General features: G+C 66.9%; 19 protein-coding genes and 1 pseudogene. 16 read left to right on the plus strand and 4 right to left on the minus strand.

Annotation, left to right across the window (positions count from 1 at the left end):
• The 11 genes from Q0Q36_RS07410 to Q0Q36_RS07460 all read left to right on the plus strand — a co-directional run bounded on the left by Q0Q36_RS07410 (position 1) and on the right by Q0Q36_RS07460 (position 13,778).
• A complete protein-coding gene (locus Q0Q36_RS07410) occupies positions 1-795 on the plus strand; it encodes an ABC transporter permease (protein ID WP_293796854.1) in 795 nt (264 codons plus the stop codon).
• 108 nt (positions 796-903) lie between these two features.
• A complete protein-coding gene (locus Q0Q36_RS07415; RefSeq protein ID WP_293796856.1) occupies positions 904-2,952 on the plus strand; it encodes a hydantoinase/oxoprolinase family protein in 2,049 nt (682 codons plus the stop codon).
• Between the two features lie 11 nt (positions 2,953-2,963).
• Positions 2,964-4,664, plus strand: coding sequence for a hydantoinase B/oxoprolinase family protein (locus Q0Q36_RS07420; RefSeq protein WP_293796859.1), 1,701 nt, complete (start codon positions 2,964-2,966; stop codon positions 4,662-4,664).
• Complete coding sequence (locus Q0Q36_RS07425) at positions 4,661-5,683, plus strand: Ldh family oxidoreductase (protein WP_293796861.1); 1,023 nt, start codon at positions 4,661-4,663, stop codon at positions 5,681-5,683. Before Q0Q36_RS07420 ends, Q0Q36_RS07425 begins: the two co-directional genes overlap by 4 nt.
• 293 nt (positions 5,684-5,976) lie before the next feature.
• Entirely contained in the window at positions 5,977-6,405 is a 429-nt protein-coding gene (locus Q0Q36_RS07430) for a RidA family protein (RefSeq protein ID WP_293796863.1), read from the plus strand.
• A complete protein-coding gene (locus Q0Q36_RS07435; protein WP_293796910.1) occupies positions 6,350-7,576 on the plus strand; it encodes an FAD-binding oxidoreductase in 1,227 nt (408 codons plus the stop codon). The genes Q0Q36_RS07430 and Q0Q36_RS07435 overlap by 56 nt, the downstream gene beginning before the upstream one ends.
• Positions 7,577-7,590: 14 nt before the next feature.
• Entirely contained in the window at positions 7,591-8,304 is a 714-nt protein-coding gene (locus tag Q0Q36_RS07440; RefSeq protein WP_293796865.1) for an SDR family NAD(P)-dependent oxidoreductase, read from the plus strand.
• A gap of 71 nt (positions 8,305-8,375) precedes the next feature.
• Positions 8,376-9,929 (plus strand): ABC transporter substrate-binding protein, encoded by a 1,554-nt coding sequence (locus Q0Q36_RS07445; protein WP_293796866.1) that lies wholly within the window; start codon positions 8,376-8,378, stop codon positions 9,927-9,929.
• 188 nt (positions 9,930-10,117) lie between these two features.
• A complete protein-coding gene (locus tag Q0Q36_RS07450) occupies positions 10,118-11,056 on the plus strand; it encodes an ABC transporter permease (protein WP_293796868.1) in 939 nt (312 codons plus the stop codon).
• Entirely contained in the window at positions 11,053-11,943 is an 891-nt protein-coding gene (locus tag Q0Q36_RS07455) for an ABC transporter permease (RefSeq protein ID WP_293796871.1), read from the plus strand. Before Q0Q36_RS07450 ends, Q0Q36_RS07455 begins: the two co-directional genes overlap by 4 nt.
• Positions 11,940-13,778 carry an ABC transporter ATP-binding protein gene (locus Q0Q36_RS07460; RefSeq protein ID WP_293796873.1) on the plus strand — a complete coding sequence of 613 codons (1,839 nt, stop codon included), beginning with the start codon at positions 11,940-11,942 and terminating at the stop codon, positions 13,776-13,778. Before Q0Q36_RS07455 ends, Q0Q36_RS07460 begins: the two co-directional genes overlap by 4 nt.
• On the opposite strand, the gene Q0Q36_RS07465 is transcribed toward Q0Q36_RS07460, so the two are convergent.
• Positions 13,775-15,376: a gamma-glutamyltransferase family protein gene (locus Q0Q36_RS07465; protein ID WP_293796874.1), complete on the minus strand. Its 1,602-nt coding sequence runs from the start codon at positions 15,374-15,376 to the stop codon at positions 13,775-13,777. The two genes, Q0Q36_RS07460 and Q0Q36_RS07465, sit on opposite strands and share 4 nt — an antisense overlap.
• Before the next feature lie 256 nt (positions 15,377-15,632).
• Here Q0Q36_RS07465 and Q0Q36_RS07470 point away from each other — a divergent pair, with 256 nt between their 5' ends.
• The gene (locus tag Q0Q36_RS07470) at positions 15,633-16,157 is read left to right on the plus strand and encodes an L-2-amino-thiazoline-4-carboxylic acid hydrolase (RefSeq protein ID WP_293796875.1); all 525 of its coding nucleotides are present in this window, start codon (positions 15,633-15,635) and stop codon (positions 16,155-16,157) included.
• A gap of 16 nt (positions 16,158-16,173) precedes the next feature.
• On the opposite strand, the gene Q0Q36_RS07475 is transcribed toward Q0Q36_RS07470, so the two are convergent.
• The gene (locus tag Q0Q36_RS07475) at positions 16,174-17,226 is read right to left on the minus strand and encodes a trypsin-like peptidase domain-containing protein (RefSeq protein WP_293796877.1); all 1,053 of its coding nucleotides are present in this window, start codon (positions 17,224-17,226) and stop codon (positions 16,174-16,176) included.
• A 236-nt stretch (positions 17,227-17,462) separates the two neighbouring features.
• Between Q0Q36_RS07475 and Q0Q36_RS07480 the strand changes: the two genes are divergently transcribed.
• Together Q0Q36_RS07480 and Q0Q36_RS07485 are read left to right on the plus strand one after the other, a co-directional pair.
• Positions 17,463-17,810 (plus strand): hypothetical protein, encoded by a 348-nt coding sequence (locus tag Q0Q36_RS07480; protein WP_293796879.1) that lies wholly within the window; start codon positions 17,463-17,465, stop codon positions 17,808-17,810.
• Between the two features lie 38 nt (positions 17,811-17,848).
• On the plus strand, positions 17,849-18,394 hold the full coding sequence (locus Q0Q36_RS07485; RefSeq protein ID WP_293796880.1) for a GNAT family N-acetyltransferase: 546 nt from the start codon (positions 17,849-17,851) through the stop codon (positions 18,392-18,394).
• A gap of 50 nt (positions 18,395-18,444) precedes the next feature.
• Here Q0Q36_RS07485 and Q0Q36_RS07490 read toward each other — a convergent pair whose 3' ends face one another.
• Positions 18,445-19,122: a TetR/AcrR family transcriptional regulator gene (locus Q0Q36_RS07490; protein ID WP_293796896.1), complete on the minus strand. Its 678-nt coding sequence runs from the start codon at positions 19,120-19,122 to the stop codon at positions 18,445-18,447.
• 226 nt (positions 19,123-19,348) lie between these two features.
• Between Q0Q36_RS07490 and Q0Q36_RS07495 the strand changes: the two genes are divergently transcribed.
• Positions 19,349-19,987, plus strand: coding sequence for an isochorismatase family protein (locus Q0Q36_RS07495; RefSeq protein ID WP_265055918.1), 639 nt, complete (start codon positions 19,349-19,351; stop codon positions 19,985-19,987).
• Positions 19,988-20,404: 417 nt separating this feature from the next.
• On the opposite strand, the gene pgm is transcribed toward Q0Q36_RS07495, so the two are convergent.
• A complete protein-coding gene (pgm, locus tag Q0Q36_RS07500) occupies positions 20,405-22,063 on the minus strand; it encodes a phosphoglucomutase (alpha-D-glucose-1,6-bisphosphate-dependent) (RefSeq protein WP_293796898.1) in 1,659 nt (552 codons plus the stop codon).
• Positions 22,064-22,285: 222 nt separating this feature from the next.
• On the opposite strand from pgm, the pseudogene Q0Q36_RS07505 reads away from it, so the two are divergent.
• A pseudogene (locus Q0Q36_RS07505) lies at positions 22,286-22,520 on the plus strand (UDP-glucose 6-dehydrogenase); the annotation flags it as partial.

The following is a 22,520-nucleotide window of genomic DNA, read 5'->3' on the forward strand; positions in this document are numbered from 1 at the left end:
ATGGATGAACGTCCCGCTTCCCTGCCGCTCAAGCTTGGCGCGCTGGTGATGTTCGCCTTCCTGCTCGCGCCGCTGATCGTCGTCGTGCCGATCTCCTTCTCCGGCGACGCCTACATGATGTTCCCGCCATCGAGCTGGAGTACCAAGTGGTATCCGGCGATCTTCGCCGACGGCAAGATGGCGGCCGCGTTCTGGACGAGCCTCGTGCTCGCCACGGTCGTCACCGTGCTCAGCCTCGCCATCGCGCTGCCGGCAGCCTTTGCACTGGTCCGGCTCAAGCCGCCCGGCGCCGAGGCCTTGTCGAGCTTCTTCACCGCGCCGCTCCTGCTGCCGACCATCGTTCTCGGCCTCGCCATCCTCATCGTCTTCGCCAGGCTCGGCCTGCTCGCGACCTTCCCGGGCCTGGTCGCCGCCCATCTCGTGGTGACGCTGCCCTATGCGCTCAGGGTTCTGGCGACGGCACTCTCCACCTTGCCGATCGCGGTCGAGGAGGCGGCGGCGACGCTCGGCGCCTCGCCCTTCACCGTCTTCCGCCGCATCACCCTGCCGATGATGAAGTCAGGGCTGGTCGGCACCACGGCGCTGTGTTTCCTCGTCTCCTTCGACGAGGTCGTGCTCTCGCTCTTCATGACCGGCCCGCGCATTCAGACCCTGCCGGTCGCGATGTACCACCATGTCGAGCAGCAGGCCGATCCGCTCGTCGCGGCGCTCTCGGTCTTGCTCGTCGCCCTCACCCTCATCGTCGTTCTGGTGGTGGACCGGACCTCCGGCCTCGCCAAAACCTTCGTCAAGTAACGCCATGCCCGCAGCCATACCGAGCGCGCGCTAGCTCGACCGGACACCGCTTTCGAACCAACCTGACCCGCTCGCGAACCACGCGAGCGGGAACCCTGGAGCTTTGCCTTGGAACCCGACATCCGCATCGCCGTCGACATCGGCGGCACCTTCACCGATATCGAGATCCTCGATGCCAATTCCGGCGCGATCCATCAGATCAAGACGCCGAGCACGCCCGCCGACCCCTCCATCGGCCTGCTCACCGGCATCAAGCAGGCTTCCGAGCGCTTCGGTTTCCCGCTTGAGGCGGTGCAATACCTCCTGCACGGCACCACGATCGCGACCAATGCCGTGTTGGAGCGCAAGCTGCCGCTCGGTGCCGTCGTCACCACCGCCGGCTTCGAGGACGTGATGCAGATCGGCCGCCATGGCCGCAGCGACGTCTATGCGATCACACTCGCCCAGCCGCAGCCTCTGGTGGCGCGCCGGCTCTGCTTCGGCGTGACCGAGCGCGTCAATGCGGCCGGCGAGATCGCGGTGCCCCTCGACGAGGAGGGGGTCAGACGCGTCGCGACGGAGCTCGCCGAGGCCGGCGTGAAGTCGGTCGCCATCTGCCTGCTGCACGCATATGCCAACCCGGCGCATGAGCAGCGCGTCGGTGCGATCCTCGCCGAGCTGCTGCCGGACGCCGCGATCACGCTCGCCTCCGACATCTCGCCCGAGATCCGCGAATACGAGCGCATGTCGACGACCGCGCTCAACGCCATGCTGGTCCCGATCGTCCAGCGCTACACCGACAGGCTCGCGGGGCGGCTGAAGGACGAATTGCCCGAAGCGCAGGTCTACCTGGTGCAGTCGAATGGCGGCGTCTCCGGCCTCGCCAAGGCCGGCCGCGAACCGGCACGCCTCCTGCTCTCCGGCCCAAGCGGCGGGGCTGCGGCGGCCAAGCGCCTCGCGGCCGAGCTCGGCGAAGCCAATCTCGTCGCCGTCGACATGGGCGGCACCTCCTTCGACATCTCGGTCGTCCATGAGGGCGAGGTCGCGATGGTCAACGAGGGCGAGGTCGACGGGCTGCCCGTGCGCCTGCCGATGATCGAGATGCGCACCATCGGCGCGGGCGGCGGCTCGATCGCCTGGGTCGACGAGGGCGGGCGCCTGCGCATCGGCCCGCATTCGGCCGGCGCCGATCCCGGCCCCGCCTGCTACGGCAAGGGCGGCACGCAGTTCACCGTCACCGATGCCAATCTCGTGCTCGGCCGGCTCGACGGCGAGAGCTTCATGGGGGGCGCCATGCCGCTCGACCGCGAAGCCGCCCGCAAGGCGGCCGAGCCGATCGCCGCGAAGCTCGGCCTCTCCGTCGACCAGGTCGCTGCCGGCGTGATCGACGTCGCCAATTCGGCGCTCGCCACCGCGACGCGGCTCTCGCTCTTCGAGAAGGGCATGGACCCCGAGGATTTCGCCCTGCTCTCTTTCGGCGGCGCCGGCGGCGTCCATGCCTGCGAGGTCGCCGACGAGCTCGGCATTCGCCGCGTCGTCTTCCCGGCCCATGCCTCGACGCTCTCGGCCTGGGGCATCCTCTGGTCCGACATCGCCCACGACCTCAGCGCGACGCAGATCGGCCTGCTCGACGCGATGGCGCCCGCGCTGGCCGAGACCGGCAAGCGCCTCGTCGCCGAGGCCAGGACCCTGCTCGCCGAGGACGGCGTGCCGGAAGCAGCCCAGCGCTTCGAATGGGCGCTCGACCTGCGCTATGCCGGCCAAGCCTTCGACCTGCGCGTCCCTCTCGAAGGCGCCGATTTCTCGGCCTCGGGGGTGGCGAAGGCGACGGCGGCCTTCCACGCCCTACACCGCCAGCGCTTCTCCTATGACGAGCCCTCCGTGCCGGTCGAGGTGGTGGCGCTCAGGCTCAAGGCGGTCGGCGGCCTCGCCAAGCCGGTGCCGGCCCATTCGGAAGCGACGGAAGCCGGGCATTCCGCGCAGCAGCGGCCCGTCCATGGCCGCAGCGGCTTCGTGCCGACCCCGGTGCTGGCACGCGAAGCGGTCAGTGCGAGCAAGCCGGTCGCCGGGCCCGCCATCGTCGAGGAAGCCTACACCTCCATCTATCTGCCGGCCGGCTGGACGATCCTGACGCATGCCTCGGGCGCGCTGATCGCCGACCGCCTCGCCAGCCATTGAGGGACACAGCCATGACCGACCTCACGCCGGGCATCGACCCGATCCGCCTCGAAGTCATCCGCAACGCGCTGGTCGCGGCCTCCGAAGAAATGAGCATCACGATCTGGCGCACCAGCCGCTCGACCGTGGTGCGCGAGATCCTCGATTTCTCCACCGCCGTCTTCGATGCGCAGGGCAACAACATCGCCCAGTCGGCCCGCATCCCCGTGCATCTCAATTCGATGTCGGACTGCCTGCGCACCATCCTCGACCGCTTCATCCCGCTGGAGGAGTGGCAGGACGGCGACGTCATCGTCACCAACGATCCCTATTCGGGCGGCCAGCATCTTTCGGACATCCAGACCTTCCGGCCGGTCTTCGTCGACGGCAGGCGCGTCGCCATCGTCGGCACGCTTTGCCACCATGTCGATGTCGGCGGCGGCGCGGCCGGCAGCTTCTTCGCCGCCGCGACCGAGGTCTTCCAGGAGGGCATCCGCATCCCGCCGCTCCGGCTCGCCGAGAAGGGCGTGCTCAATCGCGGCGTCTTCGAGATGCTGCTGCACAATGTCCGCCAGCCCGACGAGACCCGCGGCGACCTCAACGCCCAGATCGCCGCGCTCGGCATCGGCGAGCGCGCTGTCGCCCGCATGGCGCGCAAATACGGCGCCGAGGCGCTGACCGCCGCCATGGCGGCGATCCTCGACGGCTCGGAGAAGATGATGCGGGCCGGGCTCGCCGCTCTGCCAGACGGCGAAGCCTCTTTCGTCGAGCTCGTCGACGATGACGGCCAGTCCGACAAGCCGATCCGACTGGAGGTGAAGATCACCAAGAAGGGCGAGGCCATCACGCTCGACTTCGCGGGCTCGAGCCCGCAGGTCAGCGGCCCCGTGAACAACACGCCGGCCATGACCTGCTCGGCCGTCTATTACGCCCTGCTCGCGGCGCTCGGCGGCGACATCCCCGCGAATTCCGGCTGCTACCGGCCGGTGACGGTGAAACTCCCGGAAGGCAGCATCGTCAATGCCTCCTTCCCGGCCCCGGTCGCCGGGCGCATGGTCGTCAACCACCGCATCGCCATCGCCGTCTTCGGCGCCCTGGCGGAGATCGCGCCGACGCGCATTCCCGCCGCCTATTACGCGATCTCCTATGTCTACGCCCTGCAGACCCGGACCCCGCAGGGCAAGGGTCGGGTCTATTTCGACATCGAGGTCGGCGGCTGGGGCGGCCATGCCGGCGGCGACGGCGCCAGCGCCCTCTCCTGCGGCCTGCACAACAACACCAACGCGCCGATCGAGATGGTCGAGGCCAAGTATCCGGTCACCTTCATGCGCTACGGGCTGATCCCGGATTCCGGCGGCGCGGGCGAATTCCGCGGCGGGCTCGGCCTCGTGCGCGAATGGCGGCTCGATGCCGATATGGGCACGCTCAGCGCGCATTTCGAGCGCTTCCGCTTCCCGCCGCATGGCGTCCATGGCGGCGGGCCGGGCTCGCTCAGCAGCATGACCGTCACCCATCCCGACGGCTCGCGGACGGCGCTGCGCTCGAAGATATCCGGCATACCGCTGAAGCAGGGCGATGTCGTCACCGTCGCGACCTCGGGCGGCGGCGGCTTCGGCGATCCGGCGAAGCGCGACCCGGCCCGCATCGCCCATGACCTGGCCGAGGGGCTGGTGACACCCGAACAGGCGGCACGGCTCTACGGCGCGGCCGCTGGCACGGAGAAAGCCGCATGAGCGCCCCCGCAACCACCGACGCCGTCCATCTCAGCCTCGCCGATGTCGCGGCGCTGACCCGGCGCGTCCTGCTCGCCTGCGGCGTCGATCCCCGCAACGAGCCCGCGATCACCGCCTCGGTGGTCGCAGCCGAGGCCGACGGGGTCCACAGCCACGGCCTCGCCCGGCTGCCGACCTATTGCGAGCACGCCAAGGTCGGCAAGATCTACGGCAAGGCGCGGCCGGTGCTCGACAGCCCCCGCCCCGGCATCGTGCGCGTCGACGCCAAATGCGGCTTCGCCCATCCCGCCATCGAATTCGGCCTGCCGGCGCTGCTGGCCGCGGCCAAGGCACAGGGCATCGCAGCGCTGGCCGTAACCAATTCCTATAATTGCGGCGTCGTCGGTTACCATGTCGAGCGCATCGCCGCCGAGGGCATGGTCGCGCTCGGCTTCGTCAATGCGCCGGCCTCGATCGCACCCGCCGGCGGTACGAGGCCGGTCTTCGGCACCAATCCGATCGCCTTCGCCGTGCCGCGCCCCGGCCGGCCGCCTCTGGTCCTCGACCAGTCGTCGAGCGTCGTCGCCAAGAGCGAGATCGTCGTCCACCAGCAGCGCGGCGAGGCGATCCCGCTCGGCTGGGCTCTCGACAAGGACGGGAATCCGACGACCGACCCCGCCGCGGCACTCGCCGGGGGCACGATGGTGCCTTCCGGCGGCTACAAGGGGGCCGGCCTCGCCCTGATCGTCGAATTGCTCGCGGCCTGGCTGACCGACGCGCATCTCTCGATCGAGGCCTCCTCCTTCGCCGACAATCTCGGCGGCTCGCCGCAAACGGGGCAGTTCTTCATTGCGATCCATAGCGAGGCGCTGGCCGGGCCGCAGGCCGGCGAACGGCTGGAACGGCTCTTCGCCGCGATCACCGACCAGCCCGGAGCCCGCCTACCCGGCAGCAGGCGTGCCGAGGCCCGCGGGCGGACGGCACGCGACGGCATTGCCATACCACGCGCGCTGCACGACAAGATCGCGGCCTATGGCTGAAACAGGTAGCGAGCCATAGCGCGACGGTTCTGGTATATACCAAATACCCCCCATCCTGCGTCGCCCCCCAACGTCGCCGCAGCGGCCTCTTCGGCGGCGGCCGCGAGGCGCGCCTGCGTTGCTGCGCCGGAGCTTTATCAATGCGATATCCATCGAGAGGCACCGGGCTTTCGCCACCCGCGCCGCGCCCTTGACAGCCTACGCCAACTCGAATGGTATACACCAATATCAATCATTGAATGCCTGCCGGTAAAGGGCTCCGGCAAGGCAGGTTCGACCCTCCGGAGACCGTCATGAGCGAGATCGTCAAAGTCAAATCCGGCAGCAAATACGAGACGCTGAACAGCTATTCGCGCGTCGTCGTCGCCGGCGACATGATCTTCGTCTCGAACACGGCGGGGCGGAACTACAAGACCCGCGCCATTGCGCCCGACGCCAGGGGCCAGGCCGAACAGGCCTTCAGCAATATCGAGGGCGCGCTCGCCGCTGTCGGCGCCTCCCTGAAGGATGTCGTGGCGGTCAAGGTCTTCGTGCCGGATATCGCCGATTTGGACGAGGTCAACGAGGTCGTAGGCCGCAAGTTCAGGGGCATCGACCCCGCCAACACCACGACCTGCACGCCGCTCGGCCAGCCCGAACTCAAGGTCGAGTTCGAGGTCACCGCCTATAAGCGGCGCAAGCCGGACCAGCCCGAGCAGCGCATCAGCGTCGACCTCTCCTGAGGACCACGCCACCATGCCGGACGTCGTCATCGTCGGAGGCGGAATCAGCGGGGTTTCAGCCGCCTACGAGATCGCGCGCGCCGGCCATTCCGTCACGCTGCTCGAAGCGCGCAGTCTCGCGGCGATGGCGTCGAGCTGGACGCTCGGCGGCGTCCGCCAATCCGGGCGCGATCCCGCCGAATTGCCGCTGGCAAAGGCCGCGGTCGAACGCTGGGGTGGGCTCGACGAAGAGCTCGGCGCGCCGACCGGCTACCGCCGCCACGGCAACCTGCGGCTTGCCCGTACCGAGGCGGAAGTCGCAGTCATCCGCGAGCTGGTCGCGCAACAAAGTGAGCTCGGCCTGACCATCGAATACCTGCCGGACAATGCGGCGGTGCGGGCCAGGGCAACAGCGATCGGGCCGGGTATCCTCGCCGCCTCGTTTTGCCCTGGCGACGGCCATGCCGATCCGGTCCCGGCCGTGCGCGCCTACGCCGATGCCGCCCGCCGGCATGGCGCAGTCATCCGCGAAGGCGTGCCGGTTCGCGCGCTGACCCGTTCGGGCGAGCGGATCACGGGCGTCGAGACGCAAGCCGGCGAAATCATCGCCGCCGACCGCGTCATCGTGGCAACGGGCATCCACACGCCCGAGCTGCTGGCGCCGCTCGGACTTGCCCTTCCGCTTATCGTCAAGCTGGTCTGCGTCATGCAGAGCGTGCCGCTGCGGCCGCTGCTCGCGCCGGTCTTCGGCGTCGCCAACGCCGATTGTGCCGGGCGGCAGGAGATCGATGGGCGCCTGCGCGTCACCACCGGCATCGGCGACTGGCCGCATGATCCCACGAGCTGGACCGAGGCCTCGCTCGCCCCGCGCAGCCGCGACGTCGCGGCGCTGATCGCGCGCACGACGCAGGTCCTGCCAGCGCTGGCGGAGGCCGGCATCGCCCGGCTCTGGGGCGGATTGATCGACCTCACACCGGACGCCCTGCCCGCGATCGATGCCGAGACCGGCCTCGACGGGCTCGTCGTCGCCGCCGGCTTCTCGGGACACGGCTTCGGCATTGGCCCCGTCACTGGCGAGATTCTGGCCGATCTCGCGCTTGAATGGCGATCGCGCTTCGATCTCTCGCCCTTCAAGCTGAACCGCTTTGCCGAAGGCGGCCGTCAGACCGCCGAACTCACCCTGCACGGATAGGATATCGCCCCGCCATGCTGCCCCCCGATGGACGCGTCATCCTGATTTCCGGTGCCAATCGCGGCATCGGCCGCGCCATCGCCGAGCGGCTGCAGGCGCAGGGCTACAGCTTAAGCCTCGGCGGCCGCGACCTGAACTCCCTGAAGACGATGAGCGCCGATTGGGACCCGTCGCGCCTCCATATCGCCCGCTACGATGCGACCGACTGGGCGAGCCATCGCGCCTGGGTCGATGCCGCGGCAGCCCGGTTCGGCCGCATCGACGGGCTCGTCAACAATGCCGGCATGAGCAGCCACATGACCCTGCGCGCGCCGGACGAAGCCACGCTCGACGCGATCTGGGCGGCGAACTGCAAGGGGCCGCTCAACCTGATCCATTGCGCGCTGCCGCATCTCGAAGCCTCCGGCGCCGGGCGCATCGTCAATGTCGCCTCGATGTCGGGCAAGCGCGTGCGCAACGACCACGTCGCCTACAACATGACCAAGCACGCCATGATCGCACTCAACCATGCGGCGCGGCGCATCGCCTGGGACAAGGGCGTGCGCGCCACCGCGCTCTGCCCCTCCTTCGTGCGCACCGACATGACGGCCGCGAGCACCGCACTGCCGCCAGAAGCGATGACTCAACCGGCCGATCTCGCCGAACTGGTTGCCACCGTGCTGGCGCTGCCCAACAATGCCACCGTCGCGGAATTGCTGGTCAATTGCAGGCTGGAGGACACGCTCTGACGACGGCGCCGGGAGAGCGCCGACATCCGATCTCGATCATCACGCTCAACGATAAAAGCAGGGGAAGAGCCATGAAGAGACCCTTTTCGATCCTCGCCGCCTTATTGGCCGGCGCGTTGATGGCCAGTCCGGCCCTCGCGCAGAAGACCGTGCTCACCGTCGGCATGCAGAGCTCGGATGCCGGCGTTCTCGACCCGCATCTCAATTCCGGCACGCCCGGCAAGGCAATGCTGCAATGGATGTTCAACGGGCTCGTTCGCATCAAGCCCGGCGAGCTGTCGCCCGAGTTCATGGAGCCCGATCTCGCCGAAAGCTGGACATCTTCCGCCGACGGCAAGGAATGGACCTTCAAGCTGCGCCAGGGCGTGCAGTGCCATCACGGCTATGGCGAGTTCACCGCGGAGGACGCGGTCTATTCGCTCAAGCGGGCTTCCTCCAAGGACAGTTCCGCTTTCTCGTCGGACTACAGCGCGGTGCAGTCGATCGAGGCTCCGGACAAGTATACCGTCAAGATCACGTTGAAGGAGCCGATCCCGAGCCTGCTCGGCATCGTCATGAACTACCATGGCGGCAACATGGTCTGTAAGAAGGCCGCCGAGGAACTGGGCAAGGACGGCTTCGCCAAGAAGCCGATCGGCACCGGTCCGTTCATGTTCCAGGAATACGTTCCGCAGCAATACGCCAAGCTCGTCGCCAATCCGAACTACTTCCGCGGCAAGCCGAAGCTGACCGAGATCCTCTATCGCTTCATCCCCTCGGATTCCTCGCGCGACCTCGCCTTCCAGTCCGGCGAGCTCGACATGATGCTCGGGCGGCAGGAGCAGGCCTGGGTCGACCGCATGACGGCGCTGCCCGGCGTCAAGGTCGTGGCGATGGGCCCGGCCGAGATGTCCGTGCTGCATCTCAACATGAGTCAGCCGCCGCTCGACAACATCAAGGTCCGGCAGGCCATCGCCTATGCCATCGACCGCAATGCGATCTGGCAGTTCCGCGGCAAGAACATCTCGCGCCCGGCCGTCTCGGTCGTGCCGTCGGGCTATCTCGGCACGGACGAGAAGGCCCCGCTCCTGCCCTTCGACCTCGCCAAGTCCAAGGCGCTGCTGGCGGAGGCCGGCTTCCCCAACGGCGTCACCATCAAGGCGATCAACACCACCCTGCCCTCGATGCTGAGCTTCACCGAAGCGGTGCAGGCGCTGCTGAAGAAGGCGAACATCACCCTGGAGATCCAGCCGGTGGAGCACGCCACCTTCCACCAGCAGATCCGGCAGGACCTGTCGCAGGTCGTGCATTTCCAGGCGGCGCGCTTCCCGGTGGCCGATGTCTATCTATCGCAGTTCTTCCACTCGCGGGCGATCGTGAAGACGCCGACGGCGGTGACCAACTTCTCGCATTGCAAGGTGGCGGATGCGGAAATCGACGCTGCCCGCTCCGAGACCGACAAGGCGAAGCAGCTCGCGCTCTGGAAGACCGCTCAGGAGAAGATCATCAAGGAAGTCTGCGCGATCCCGGTCAACGAGATGATGCAGCTCTGGGCCTACAAGGACAGCCTCGACCTCGGCTACGAGCTCAAGGCCTCGCTCAATCTCGGCCCGCCGGTGCTGGAGACAACGCGTTTCACGAAGTGAGCTGACAAACTCCACGGCGTCATCCCGGACAAGCGGCGCCAGTCGCGTTGATCCGGGATTCATTCCGGAACCGATCAGGAATGGATCCCGGGTCTCCGCTTCGCTCCGCCCGGGATGACGGCGTGAGGTGGAAATGGCTTCGGCGCAGCGGCCAGCCGCTGCAGCTCCCACTCCAACCCGGCGGCATCATGAGCGCCTTTCTCGTCAAACGCCTCGGCTTCGCCATCGTCACGCTCTGGGCCGTGCTGTCGCTGGTCTTCGTCGTCGTGCGCATCGTCCCGGGCGACCCCGCTCAGGTCATCCTCGGCGACCAGGCCGACGCCACGGCCATCGCCGCCATGCGCACGCGGCTCGGCCTCGATGCCTCGATGAGCGAGCAATATTTCAGCTTCCTCGGCGGCGCCGTGCGCGGCGACTGGGGCGTCTCGCTGGTTACCGGCCGGCCGGTGATCCAGGAGGTTCTCGCCGTCCTGCCCTGGACGATCGAGCTCACCATCGTCTCGCTGGCGATCGGCATCGTCATCGGCGTGCCGCTCGGCGTCTGGGCGGCGGTCAACCGCAACCGCATGCCGGACTATGTCACCCGCATCGCCTCGCTGCTCGGCCTGTCCTTCCCGCCCTTCGTCTCGGCTATCATCCTGCTGATCGTTTTTGCGATCATGCTGCGCTGGTTCCCGGTGATCTCGGCCGGCAGCGGTTCGGCCTCGGCCTGGTTCCAGTCGATGGCGCTGCCGGCGCTCAATCTCGGGCTGATCATGGCGGCCTACATCACCCGTGTGGCCCGCTCGGCGATGCTGGAGGTGATGCAGGAGGATTATGTCCGCAGCGCCCGCGCCAAGGGCGTGCCCTGGCGCGTGGTGATCTGGCGCCATGCGCTACGCAACGCGCTGATCCCGATCATCACCATCGTCGGCCTTTATCTCGGCATCCTCATCGGCAATTCGGTGCTGACCGAGATCGTCTTCAACCGGCCGGGCCTCGGCAAGCTGATCGTCGGCGCGCTGAACCAGCGCGACTACACGATGCTGCAGGGCATGATGGTGATCTACACGCTGATCGTCGTGCTCGTGAACATCGCGACCGACATCACCTACGCCCTCGTCGATCCCAGGGTGAAGCTGTCATGAGCACCTCCGTCCATGATGCCGCCCCTGCCGCCCCGCCGCGCCTGCGCTGGCTGAAGGCGACGATCGGGGCCTTCAACGCCAACAAGACCTCCTGGGTGGGGCTCACCATCGTCTTGGCCGTGATCCTCGCGGCAGTGCTCGCGCCGGTCATTGCCCCGCACGACCCGCTGGAGCAGAACATCCTGTCGCGGCTCCAGCCGCCGCATGACGATTTCTATCTCGGCACCGATTATTTCGGCCGCGACATCCTCTCCCGGCTGCTCTACGGCGCCCGGATCTCGCTGGTGATCGGCATCGCCTCGACCGTCATCGCCATGGTCGTCGGCTCGCTGATCGGATTGCTCGCCGGCTATTATGGCGGGCGCTTCGACATCGTCGTGATGCAGGCGATGGACATCCTCCTCGCCTTCCCCTCGCTGATCCTCGGCCTGATCCTCGTCGCGATGCTCGGCCCTTCGATGGAGAACATCACCATCGCGATCGCGCTGACCTCGATCCCGTCCTTCGCCCGCATCGCGCGCGCGCCGACGATCACGGTCAAGGAACGCGACTATATCGGCGCCGGCCGCGCGCTCGCCTTCTCCGATGCGCGCATCATGGCCGGCCACATCCTGCCGAACATCTTCCCCGAAATCCTGGTGATGGCCTCGCTCTGGCTCGCCAACGCCATCCGCACCGAAGCCTCGCTCGCCTTCATCGGGCTCGGCGTCAAGCCGCCGATCGCGACCTGGGGCGGCATGATCCGCGAGGGCTTCGAAAACATCCTCGACAGCTACTGGCTGGTGCTGGCGCCCTCGCTCGCGATCCTCGTCGTCGTCTTCGCGCTCAACGTCCTCGGCGACGGCCTGCGCGACGCCATCGACCCCAAGCTGAAGGGCGAGCGATGAGTGGCCCCGTCCTTTCCGTCGAGAACCTCCAGACCGCCTTCCGCGTCGGCGGCCAATGGCGCTGGGCCGTCGAGGACCTGAGCTTCGACGTCGCGCCCGGCGAGACCGTCGCGATCGTCGGTGAATCCGGCTCGGGCAAGAGCGTGACCGCGCTCTCGGTGATGCGACTGGTCTCGGCCGCCAACGGCCGCATCCAGGGACGGATCGCGCTGGAGGGCCGCGACCTGCTCGCGCTCAGCGAGGAAGAGATGCGCAAGGTCCGCGGCAACGATGTAGCGATGATCTTCCAGGAGCCGATGACGAGCCTGAACCCGGTGCTCACCGTCGGCTTCCAGATCGCCGAGGCGCTGCGCTACCATCGCGGGCTCGATGCCGGCGCGGCCATGGCCGAAGCCCTGCGCATGCTCGACAAGGTGCGCATTCCCTCGGCGAAGACGCGCTTCGACAATTATCCGCACCAATTGTCCGGCGGCATGCGCCAGCGCGTGATGATCGCGACCGCGCTCGCCTGCAAGCCCAAGCTTCTGATCGCCGACGAGCCGACGACAGCGCTCGACGTGACGATCCAGGCGCAGATTCTCGAGCTGATCAAGACGCTGCAGGACGAGGAGCGCATGTCGGTGCTCTTCATCACCCATGACATGGGCGTCGTCGCCGAGATCGCCGACCGCGTCGTGGTGATGTGGAAGGGCCGCAAGCTGGAGGATGCGCCGGCAGCGCAGGTCTTCAACAACCCTGTCCACGGCTACACCAAGGCGCTGCTGGCGGCGGTGCCCAAGCTCGGCGACATGAATGGCCATGCCCGTCCGCTGCGCTTCCCGCGCATCGATCCCGATGACGGCAAGGTCGAGGGCAAGCCGGTCGAGCAGCCCGACACCGTGCAGGCGGCCGAGCCGCCGCTGCTCGAAGTCGCGGGGCTCACGACCCGCTTCGGCATCCGCGGCGGCATGCTCGGCCGGTTGCGCGGGCAGGTCCATGCCGTCGAGGACGTCAGTTTCAGCCTGCGGCGCGGCGAGACGCTGGCGCTGGTCGGCGAATCCGGCTGCGGCAAGTCGACAACGGGGCGCTCGATCCTGCGGCTGGTCGAGCCCTCTTTCGGCAGCGTCCGCTTCGGCGGGCGAGACGTCACCGGGCTCGGCAAGAGCGATCTGCGCGATGTCCGCCGCGACATGCAGATGATCTTTCAGGACCCCTTCGCGAGCCTCAATCCGCGCAAGAGTGTCGGCAGCGCGCTGGCGGAGCCGATCCTCGTCCATGGCCTCGCCAAGGGCGCGGAAGCGCAGGATCGCGTCGCGGAACTGCTGCGCAAGGTCGGGCTCGCGCCGGAGATGCATGTGCGCTTCCCGCATGAATTCTCCGGCGGCCAGCGCCAGCGCATCGCGATCGCCCGTGCGCTGGCGCTATCGCCCAAGCTCGTGGTGGCAGATGAGGCGGTCTCGGCGCTCGACGTCTCGGTCAAGGCGCAGGTGCTGAACCTGATGCTCGACCTGCAGGCCGAGCTCGGCCTCGCCTATCTCTTTATCTCGCACGACATGGCGGTGGTCGAACGCGTCAGCCATCGCGTCGCGGTGATGTATCTCGGCGAGATCGTCGAGATCGGCCCGCGCGAGGCGGTGTTCTCCGATCCGCGCCATCCCTACACGCGCAAGCTGCTCGCGGCGGTTCCGGTCCCCGATCCAAGCCGCCGCGCATTCAGGCGTGAGCTCGCCGTCGACGAGTTGCCGAGCCCGATCCGCAAGCTCGATTGGCGGGCGCCACCAACAGCGCTGGTCGAGATCGCGCCCGGCCATTTCATCCGCCAGCCGACGGAGGCCGGCCGAGCCGGGACGGCCTAGACGGTGATGCACACGCCATCGCGCTGCGGATCGGCGCCGCCGGTCCAGCTTCCCGCCCGGCGCAGCAGCGCATGGGGCGCACCGAAGGCGAAACTCTGCGGGGAGCGCGCGATCGGGTGCCCGGCTTCCGCCAGCTTGTCCGTCACGAAGCGCGGGATGCGGTTGCAGACGTCGACGATATTGCTGGTCACGGAGATGCGCGGCGCGGAGACCGCTTCGACAGCGGACATGCCGTAATCGACGATGTTGACGAGGGCCTGGAACAGCGCGCCGGCGATATGAGCCCCGCCCGGTGCGCCGATGACGATCTTCGGCTCCCCGCCGTCGAACACGATGGTCGGAGCCATCGCAGTGAAGCGGCTTTTGCCGGGAGCGATCGATCCCGGCCTGCCCGGCCGCGGGTCGAAGACGTTCATGCAGGCATTGTACATGAAGCCGAGCCCATCGGTGATGATGCCCGACGCCGTGCCGAGCGAATGGGTCATCGTGACGATATTCCCTTCATCGTCGGCGACGCAGAACTGGGTCGTGTTCGTCGATTCCGGCGTCCCGAGGCGCTCGATCGAAATGCGCTCGCCGTGATCATAGGCCCGAGCTGCATTCGCCGCGTGCTCCTTCGACAGCAGGCGTTCCAGCGGAATATCGACGAAAGCGGGATCACCGACATGCAGCTCCTTGTCACGCGTGGCGAACTTCATCGCCTCGGTGAGCCGTTGCAAATGCTCCACTGAATTGTGCCTCTGCGCCGACACCTCGAAATGCTCGAGGAAATTCAGCATCTCGATCAGCATGACGCCGCCGGCCGGAGGAGCGCTCGAAGCGATGTCGAGGCCACGGTAGGTGCCGCGCAAGGGCCTGCTTCGGCGCGTCCGGTATCCCGCCAGATCATCGTAGGTGAGCAAGCCGCCATTGGCGGCCATGTCTTCTGCAATGCGCTCCGCAATCCAGCCGCGATAGAAGACATCCGCCCCCTTCTCGGCGATCTCCGCGAGGGACGCCGCCAGATCCGGATTGCTGACCCGCTCGCCGACCTCCTTGAGGCCACCGTCGGCACGAAAATACGCGGCTCTCCCGGTCGCCGAGAGCTTCAGCTTGTCGACCATGTCGACGCGGCCGAACTGGCTCTCCTTCATCAGCCACATGGCGCGGACGTTCGGCCTGACGACGAAACCCTCGCGAGCCTGCCGGATCGCCGGCGCGAGGAGGTCCTTCCAGGCGAAGGTTCCGTAGCCTGCGAGTTCTTCATAGGCGCGCAGGCTGCCCGGCACGGCGACGGAAGCGTAGCCGGCATCGTTGATCTTGCCCTTGAGCAGGAAGCCGAAGCCGTCGCGGGTCTCGCCCTCCAGCAGATGCTCCCACATCTCCGGCGTCGACCGGCCCGGACAGGTGCCGTGGAAATCGATGCACTCGTGGATGCCCCTCGACGGCATATAGATCTGCACGGTGCCGAAGCCCGCGATACCGACCATCTGCGGGTCGACCACGCCCTGGACGAGCGCGCAGGCCACCGCCGCATCGACCGCATTGCCACCCTGGCTAAGGATGAGCGCGCCTGCCTCGGCGGCCTCGGGCTGCGCTGCGACAATCGTACCCGCCATGCTTCGCTCCATCGTCGAACCGTCCGGTCAGGTTAGAGGCCGCTCCTCCCTGGGAGCAACCGATCGCCGGTTGCTTCGGCGAGCGCCATGGCGCGACGCCAGCCGAACCGATCCTGCGATGCACGGCAGCTGGAAGGAACCTGGACGGCGCGACCGGATGGAGCCACGATCTCCAGGCCGCCGAGCGAAGAACTCGATCGTGTGATGCGTCGGCGCGGAGCGACAGAGCAGATCGATGCCGCGCGAGGGGAGAGACATGAGCGAAGCCAAGCAACCGACGCAAGCCGGCAATCCGGTCTTCGACGGCGAGATCGGTATCCTCGCCCGCAGGCGCATCGAAGCTGGCATCATCGCGCTGATCTACGAGGAGATGCGCGAGCGCCTCGGCGAGGAGCTGGCGCAATCGATTCTCGACCAGGCGATCCGCAAGGCCGCGATCGCGGCGGGGGCTTCCTTCGCCACCAGGACGCCCGGCGGAACCAGCCTGCGCAGTTTCCAGGACCTGCAGGCACTTTGGACGCAGGACGACGCACTCGTGATCGAGGTGGTGAAGGCGACGGACACCGAGTTCGACTACAATGTCCATCGCTGCCGCTACGCGGAAACCTATCGCGAGATGGGTCTCGGCAAGATCGGCCATCTCCTGTCCTGCAATCGTGATGGCGTGTTCTGCACGGGCTACGATCCCCGCATCACGCTCGAGCGCACGCAGACGATCATGGGCGGGGCGACCCATTGCAACTTCCGCTACACGCTGCAGGAGGAGCCGAAGGCCGATTGAGCAAGGGCAGAACGGGTCACCTTCCCCTCTGTCCGGCGCTGCGTGCAGCCATCGCAGGTCGGTCCAGCGGCTCGACCTGCACGGTCACCCGTCCGGTGACGCTGAGGATGTCGAGCTGAACGGTGACGCCGATCCGCTCCGCGGTGAGCAGGCGTGCCAGATCGTCGACGCCGGTAAGCGGCTGGCCGTCGAGCGCCAGGATGAGGTCGCCTTCCCGCAGCCCTGCCGCGCGCGCCGGCCCGACCGATTCCACGTTCGACACCCGCACCCCGGTTTTGGCGGCGATCCCGAAGCGCAGCGCCAATCCGCGCGGGATGGTCATCTGCTCGACTCCGAGCCCGAGATAGGCGCGCCGAACGCGGCCGTGCCGGATCAGCTCGCCGAGCACATGCTGCGCCGTATTCGACGACACGGCGAAGCAGATACCCTGCGCACCGGCGATGATCGCCGTGTTGATGCCGACGACTTCGCCGCGCGACGAGACCAGCGGACCGCCCGAATTGCCGGGATTCAGGGCGGCGTCCGTCTGGATGATGTCCTCGATCAGGCGGCCGGAACGGGACCGCATCGCGCGGCCGAGCGCCGAGACCACACCCGTGGTCACGGTCGATTCAAAGCCGAGCGGGTTTCCCACGGCGATGACGAGCTGGCCGCGGCGCAGCTGCTTGGAATCGCCGAGCGTGGCCGCCGGGATAGCCCCGTCCCTCTCGGTTCGGATCAGGGCGAGATCGGTATCGGGATCGGCACCGATGATGCGCGCGCTGAAGCTTTGCCCGTCGCTGGAGACCACGGTCGCGGTATGCGCACCGGCAACGACATGGCTGTTGGTCAGGATCAGGCCGTCATTGGCGATCGCGACGCCCGAGCCTGAGCCGACGCTCGCGCCGTTCGCCGCCTGAACATCGATGCGCACGACCGAGGGGCCGACGCGCTCGACGACACCGACGACGGTGCGTGAATAGGCGTCGAGCACATCCTCGTCGCGAAGCGGTTCGACAGGAGTGCCGCCCCCGGCGGCAGGCGGCGAAGCATCGTCGTCGCGGATGAATTGGAACGGTGTGTCAAACATGATCTGCCCTCCATTCGAAGGGTTCGACACCAGATATGGGGTTGCGCCGACGGCTTGAGAAGAGCGCCTTCCGCCCATGCCGGCCCGCTCGGGAGCGGGTCCGCGGTCCACGCGGCATTGACGCATAAGGCGCTTGCGCAACGTCGCGAAGGCGACACTCGATGAAGACGGATCGTCGTGTCTATCATGGCCGGCGGGCGCTATCGGCCTGTGAGCTTCAAGGGGAGAGAGGATAGATGATCATTCGCTCTTGGCGCGCCGTCGCGGGGTCGGACGAGGTGCTCGCCGCCTATGCCGACCACCTCCGGAGAACCACCTTCGTCGAGATGGCCGAGCTGCCCGGTCATCTCGGGGCCACGCTCGCCCGCAAGGTCAAAGGCACCGATAATGAGCTCGTCGTGATGAGCTTCTGGAGCGACATGGCGTCGGCCGCCCATTTCATGAAAGGTGCGTTCGACGACGCGGTCGTGAAGCCCGGCACTCAGAAGCTGCTCAAATCCTTCGACCTGAAGGTCGAGTATTTCGAAACGCTGGTCTCGACCGGCGTCGTCGGCGGGTACGATATCGCGACCGGGCCGGCCTGAACCCATGATCCCGCCCCTTGGCTCGAACGGATGGTGACATGAACGGAACCTCCGTCCCCCGCCGTCAGATCGTGACGGACCGGCTTGTCCTGCGCCCGACGCGCCTCGCCGATGCCGAGCGTGCCTTCGCGATTCAATCCGATTGGGAGGTAGCGCGCATGCTGCGCATGGCGATTTTCCCACCTGAACGGGAAGGCATGCGCGCGTGGTTTTCCGACCACGCGCGGGAATGGGCGGAAGGTAGCGTCTATCGCTTCGCCGTGGTGGCTGGCGGCCTGATGATCGGGGTCGTCGACATCGATGAGATATCCGGCCGGCAGGGAGAGTTGGGATACTGGTTCGATCGTGCGGCTTGGGGCCGCGCATATGCTTTCGAGGCAGCTCAGACTGCGGTCGACTTCGCCTTCCGGACGATCGGCCTGACACGGCTTCGATCGGGGCATGCCGCCGATAACGCGGCATCCGGCAAAATCCTGGCGAAGCTCGGATTCCGCTCCATCGGGACCGCGCTGGTGATGTCGCACTCCCGCGGCGAGGAGATCCGGCAGTGTTCCCTGGAACTCGTAGCTCCCGTTCGCTTCTAAGCGCGGGAAGAGAGAGGATCGACAGACGGCCGACCCGCTTACAGCGTCCCTTATGGTTCTGGCATCACGCTGCCACGCTCGCGAAACCGGGGCCCATCGAACATCGCGTCGCCGGCGCCTCCCCCGATCAGTTGCGGAAGCAGTGCCTTCCAGGCCTCGATCATGTCGATGAAATAGTCGGGATCCTCGCGCAGCACGGTCTGCACGCCCATGCCGCGCACCAGGCAAACCGTCAGGTTGAGGATGATGCGGGCCTGGCGGGCCGAGCGCTTCTGCGGATCGCAGAACTCGACCCAGGTCGCATCGAGCGCCTCATGGAAGCGTTTGACGACGGGGATCATCCGCTGGCGGAGGTCGGCATCGTTGCGCGCCTCGGTGATCATCTCCAGCGACAGGTAGAAGAAGCGGCCGGAGAACAGCTCCCAGAGGAAGCCGACAAAGCCTTCGAGCGATAATTCGCCGTTCTGGACGCGCAGGGCGACGGCGCGGATCTCGGCCGTGCCGTCGTCGAGCAGCCGCTCCATCGCCGCCAGGATGATGTCCGCCCGGGCCGGGAAATGATAGAGCAGCGCCCCACGGGAAACCTGGGCGCGCTCGGCGATCTCCTGGGTCGTGGCGGCGTGATAGCCGACGTCATGGATGACATCGAGCGTGGCCTCGATCAGCCGCTCATAGGTCGCGACGCTGCGTGCCTGCTGCTGGCGCTCGGACCGTGTAGCCTTCGTCATCCCTGTTCCCAACTGGACGCCGCGATACGCCCATCGGCGCAGCGCAGTCCTGTTTCCGACGCCCTCGACGGACGAACCGGACAACCCGCATACGCCGTCCCCTCTCCCCCTTATGGTCCTGTCCGGTCAGCAAGTCGATGTCATAAAAACAATCTTGCCTGATTTTTTTATGAGGATACCGTTCCCTGATCGCGGCAATGATCGCTCACGCGGGAGGCACGGATCCATGACGGATGATGACTACAAGAACAGGAGCTATGGCGAGATTCCGGTCGGTTTCGGCATGAAGCCGGGCATCGTCGTCGTTGATTTCCAGACCGGCTTCACCGACGCCCGGTATCCGCTCGGCGGGGCGCCGCTCGTCATGCGCGCCGTGGAGAACACCGCCAAGCTGCTCGAGGTCGCGCGCCGCTACAACGTGCCGGTCGCGAACTGCAACACCGCCTATATGAACGAGCGCGAGATGCCCTACTGGAAGATCACCGCCGTGCGCGAGACCTTCCGGCACGACCACCCGAGCGCCGCCTTCGACCCGCGCATCTACGATCCCGACTACGATCTCACGATCTGCAAGAAGGCGCCCTCGATCTTCTTCAACACCGGCGTCAGCGACTATTTCAACAAGGAGCGCGTCGACACGGTGATCGTGACCGGCTGCAACACCTCGGGCTGCATCCGCGCCACCTCGATCGACAGCTTCAGCTATCGCTACCGGACCATAGTGCCCGAGGATTGCGTCGGCGACATCGAGGAACAGCCCCATCGCGACAATCTCCGCGACCTCGGCCGCCGCTATGTCGATATCTCCGATCTCAAGACCGTGCTGGCCTATCTGGAAGACTGGCACCGGCAGAACGCCGCCTGAGGCAGATCTTGCCGCCGCGATCGATCGCAGCGGCTGAGTTGAAGCGGATCCAAAAACGCGGCGGCCCGCCAAAGGCCGTCGCCTTGGTGCTTGTCGACAGTGCCGCCCCGCAATCCGCGTTGTGTCAGGAACGCGAATCAGATCGCCCGCCCCTGCGGCAAAAACGCCGCACCTTTCCGATATCCACAGCACTCAAGCCACTGACATTCCGTCGAAATCAACGGGCGCTTGCCGGGCCTGCATCCTGGGCTATGCTCAAAAAAAAGCGCAAACTCGGGAGGGATGATGCTGATCTGGTCGATGATCGTCTGGTTGGCCTGCGCCGCCATCTTCCTCGAACTGGTCGAGCGGGCTCCGTCCATCGACAATTGATCGGCAGGCCGGCACTGGTCGTCACCAGCGCCGATCCGCTGTGCTTCAGGCGGCCCCGGCCGCCGCGAAGGCCTGCCCGACGATCCGGCGCGCATCCTCCTGGATCGTGGCCAGATGCGCCTCGTCGCGGAAACTCTCGGCGTAGATCTTGTAGACCTCCTCGGTGCCGGACGGGCGCGCCGCGAACCAGCCATCCGCCGCCGTGACTTTGACCCCGCCGATCGGCGCGTCGTTGCCCGGCGCCTTGCTCAGGATCGCCGTGATCGGCTGGCCTGCGAGTTCCTTCGTCACGATCTGCTCGGCCGACAGGTTCTTGAGCACGGCCTTCTGGCTGGCGCTCGCCGGCGCATCGACGCGCGCATAGCGGGGATTGCCGAGCTCCGCTGTCAGCTTGCCATAGAGCACGCCCGGATCGTCGCCGGTCTTCGCGGTGATCTCGGCGGCGAGCAGGCCAAGGATGATGCCGTCCTTGTCGGTGGTCCAGGCCGTGCCGTCCATGCGCAGGAAGGAAGCGCCGGCGCTCTCCTCGCCCGCGAAGCCGAAGCTGCCCGAGATCAGGCCATCCACGAACCATTTGAAGCCGACCGGCACCTCGACGAGCTTCCGGCCGAGCTTGGCGGCGACGCGATCGATGATCGCGCTCGACACCGCCGTCTTGCCGATTGCGGCATCGGCCCGCCAGCCCGGTCGGTTGGCGAAGAGATAGGCGCTCGCCGCCGCGAGATAATGGTTCGGGTTCATCAGCCCGCTGCTGCGCGTCACGATGCCGTGCCGGTCCGCATCGGTATCGTTGGCGAAGGCGACGTCGAAGCGATCGCGCATGCCGATCAGGCTCGCCATCGCGTAGGGCGAGGAGCAGTCCATGCGGATCTTGCCGTCCCAGTCGGCGGTCATGAAACCGAAGGCCGGATCGACCTCCTGGCTGACGATCGTCGCATTCAGGCCGTAGCGGTCGATGATCGGTTGATAGTAGTCGAGCCCGGCCCCGCCGAGCGGATCGATGCCGATCACGACGCCAGCCTGGCGGATCGCCTCCATGTCCACGACGTTGGCGAGGTCAGAGACATAGCCGGTGATGTAATCGTGCCGGTGGACATGCTCGCTCTTCAGCGCGCGCTCATAGGGAATACGCTGGATGCCGGCGAGCTTCTCGACAAGGAAGGCGTTGGCGCGCTTCTCGATCCAGCCGGTCGCATCGGTATCGGCCGGCCCGCCATGCGGGGGATTGTATTTCAGGCCACCATCGGCCGGCGGGTTGTGCGAGGGGGAGATCACCACGCCGTCGGCAAGCCCGGCCGTCCGGCCGCGATTATGGGCGATGATGGCATGCGAGATCACCGGCGTTGGCGTGAAGCGGAGCTCCTCGTCGACGATCGTGGCAACGCCGTTGGCGGCGAAGACCTCCAGCACCGTCTCGAAGGCGTTGCGCGAGAGAGCATGCGTGTCGATGCCGAGGAAGAGCGGCCCGTCGATGCCCTGCTCGCGACGATAGAGGCAGATCGCCTGCGCGATCGCCAGGATATGCGCCTCGTTGAACGATTGCAGCAGCGCCGAACCGCGATGGCCGGAGGTGCCGAAGGCGACCTGCTGCGAACGCTGGGAGGGGTCGGGCTGCTCGTAATAGGCTTTGGTGAGGGCCGCCACGTCGACGAGTTGGCCGGGCGCAAGCCGCTTGCCGGCCAGGGGACTCACGGATTCGCTCATATAGGCCCTCGTTCTAGGCAAGGCAGAATACGACACCTCTTATAGATGCCCGCATGAACAGAGTTGCAACGGAATGCGACAGGTTCGCGGCACGCCATGACCACGCTTTGCTCCGGCCCGCAAATGTCCCGCCCCCAAGTCAAACCGGATTTTTCTCGCGCATGTCGCAAAGGCAGGCTAGTAGGCGCGCCTGCGGTATCGTCTCGCGGACGAGGTTTATCGATGAAGATCGTGATGGTTGGGTCGGGCTATGTCGGCCTGGTCTCGGGCGCCTGCTTTGCGGATTTCGGGCATGAGGTGGTCTGCGTCGACAAGGTCGAGGCCAAGGTCGCGGCGCTGAAGCGCGGCGAGATCCCGATCTTCGAGCCCGGGCTGTCGGAGCTGGTGCGGACGAATGCGGCAGCGGGGCGCCTGTCCTTCACCACCGATCTCGCCGGGCCGGTGGCGCAGGCCGATG

This window comes from uncultured Allobosea sp. (assembly GCF_945957345.1).
Taxonomy (GTDB): Bacteria; Pseudomonadota; Alphaproteobacteria; order Rhizobiales; family Beijerinckiaceae; genus Allobosea.

What these genes read in the sequence shown, in the direction of transcription:
- Q0Q36_RS07460 (WP_293796873.1), top strand. Translation starts at nt 11,940, where the DNA reads ATGAGTGGCCCCGTCCTTTCCGTCGAGAACCTCCAGACCGCCTTCCGC.
- Q0Q36_RS07420 (WP_293796859.1), top strand. Translation starts at nt 2,964, where the DNA reads ATGACCGACCTCACGCCGGGCATCGACCCGATCCGCCTCGAAGTCATC.
- Q0Q36_RS07465 (WP_293796874.1), bottom strand. Translation starts at nt 15,376, where the DNA reads ATGGCGGGTACGATTGTCGCAGCGCAGCCCGAGGCCGCCGAGGCAGGC.
- Q0Q36_RS07450 (WP_293796868.1), top strand. Translation starts at nt 10,118, where the DNA reads ATGAGCGCCTTTCTCGTCAAACGCCTCGGCTTCGCCATCGTCACGCTC.
- Q0Q36_RS07490 (WP_293796896.1), bottom strand. Translation starts at nt 19,122, where the DNA reads ATGACGAAGGCTACACGGTCCGAGCGCCAGCAGCAGGCACGCAGCGTC.
- Q0Q36_RS07485 (WP_293796880.1), top strand. Translation starts at nt 17,849, where the DNA reads ATGAACGGAACCTCCGTCCCCCGCCGTCAGATCGTGACGGACCGGCTT.
- Q0Q36_RS07470 (WP_293796875.1), top strand. Translation starts at nt 15,633, where the DNA reads ATGAGCGAAGCCAAGCAACCGACGCAAGCCGGCAATCCGGTCTTCGAC.
- Q0Q36_RS07425 (WP_293796861.1), top strand. Translation starts at nt 4,661, where the DNA reads ATGAGCGCCCCCGCAACCACCGACGCCGTCCATCTCAGCCTCGCCGAT.
- pgm (WP_293796898.1), bottom strand. Translation starts at nt 22,063, where the DNA reads ATGAGCGAATCCGTGAGTCCCCTGGCCGGCAAGCGGCTTGCGCCCGGC.
- Q0Q36_RS07480 (WP_293796879.1), top strand. Translation starts at nt 17,463, where the DNA reads ATGATCATTCGCTCTTGGCGCGCCGTCGCGGGGTCGGACGAGGTGCTC.
- Q0Q36_RS07455 (WP_293796871.1), top strand. Translation starts at nt 11,053, where the DNA reads ATGAGCACCTCCGTCCATGATGCCGCCCCTGCCGCCCCGCCGCGCCTG.
- Q0Q36_RS07430 (WP_293796863.1), top strand. Translation starts at nt 5,977, where the DNA reads ATGAGCGAGATCGTCAAAGTCAAATCCGGCAGCAAATACGAGACGCTG.
- Q0Q36_RS07495 (WP_265055918.1), top strand. Translation starts at nt 19,349, where the DNA reads ATGACGGATGATGACTACAAGAACAGGAGCTATGGCGAGATTCCGGTC.
- Q0Q36_RS07475 (WP_293796877.1), bottom strand. Translation starts at nt 17,226, where the DNA reads ATGTTTGACACACCGTTCCAATTCATCCGCGACGACGATGCTTCGCCG.
- Q0Q36_RS07410 (WP_293796854.1), top strand. Translation starts at nt 1, where the DNA reads ATGGATGAACGTCCCGCTTCCCTGCCGCTCAAGCTTGGCGCGCTGGTG.
- Q0Q36_RS07445 (WP_293796866.1), top strand. Translation starts at nt 8,376, where the DNA reads ATGAAGAGACCCTTTTCGATCCTCGCCGCCTTATTGGCCGGCGCGTTG.
- Q0Q36_RS07440 (WP_293796865.1), top strand. Translation starts at nt 7,591, where the DNA reads ATGCTGCCCCCCGATGGACGCGTCATCCTGATTTCCGGTGCCAATCGC.